Genomic DNA, 1,365 nt, shown 5'->3' with positions numbered 1-1,365 from the left:
CTAGTACTGCAACGGCAGTTAGGTGAGTGGGTGGCCGCGTCGTCGGTAGTGGCTGAGGCGGGCTTGGTATTGGCGTCGGCGGCGCCAGTGTGACCAAGCCCAGATGCGGTCTGGTCGATGGGCGTGTCGCAGGAGGAACGCGATGAGCAGCCGGCGGATCTCCGGTACGGTGTAGCCGATCATCATATCCTCGCCGGGGCGGGTTCCCCTTTTGCGGCAAGCGTTTTGGCGACGGTGAGCCAGGCGTGGGCGGCCATGGACAGGGTGATGTGGGCGTACCAGGCCCGCCAATCCCGGACCTGGTAATGATCCAGGCCGGCATCGGTTTTCGCCTGCTGGAAGCATTCCTCGATCGCCCAGCGGCAGCCGGCCACCCAGACCAGGTCTGCGAGGGTCGAGCGGCGGGGACCGTAACAGACGTAGTAGGCCAGCTCGCCGGTGTCAGGGTGGCGGCGAGCGAGGACCCAGTGCCCGCGGCCCGGCTGCCAAGACACCCGGATCGGGGTCCGCGCCCACTGGTAGATGCGCGGGCCGTGCGCGCCGGCACCGGCGGACAGCCGCCGCCACGCCGAGGCCGGCAGCGCAGCGACCAGTTCATCGACCCGGACGAAGCCCATGCCGGTCGTGACCACGTCGTCGTTGCGGCGGGTCGCCATGACATAGCCGACGCCGCGTTCCTCAAGCCACACCCGCAACGACTTCACCTGACCGTAGGCCTCATCCGCGGTCACCCACGAACACGGCACGCCCGCATCCAGCGCCCGGGCCAGCATGGCCTTGGCCTGTTCCGGCTTCGTCGCGAACCCGACCTCATCCGGAATGCCGGCCGCGCGGCACCGGTCTCGGTCATCGGTCCACGACGCCGGCAGATACAACTCCCGGTCGATCAACGCATGACCGGCGTCGCTGCGGTAGGCCAGGAACGTGCCGACCTGGCAGTTCTCCGTCCGCCCGGCCGTGCCGGAGTACTGCCGCTGCACCCCGGCCGAGCGGGTCCCCTTCTTCACGAACCCGGTGTCATCGACAATCAGCACCCCGTCCCGGCAGCCGAGATGCTCGATCACGTAGTCGCGCACGTCATCACGCACCGCGTCCACATCCCAATCGGCCCAACGCAGCAACCGCTGCATCCCATCCGGGGACACCTCACCCGCATGCTCGGCCACGGTCCAGCCGTTCTTGCGTTCCAACCCCGCGACCAGCCCACACACGTAGTCCCGAACCCGCCGCCGCGGCTCCGACCGGCGAAACCGCCGCCCGATCCGCTCATGCAACCGATCCAGCTCAGCCGACCACGCCTCAATCTCCGCCGCCACAGCGAACATCATCCATGCCCGGTCAACCCAACTGCCGTTGCAGTACTAG

1 pseudogene is annotated in these 1,365 nt (G+C 68.3%); it reads right to left on the bottom strand.

Annotated elements, in window-relative coordinates:
- Nucleotides 1–18: 18 nt before the first annotated feature.
- A pseudogene (locus AB0B76_RS58965) lies at nucleotides 19–1,325 on the bottom strand (IS701 family transposase).
- Nucleotides 1,326–1,365 lie beyond the last annotated feature (40 nt).

The organism is Dactylosporangium sp. NPDC049140 (assembly GCF_040648435.1).
Note: the sequence above shows the minus strand (reverse complement) of the source record. Positions and strands in the feature narration are given on the sequence as shown.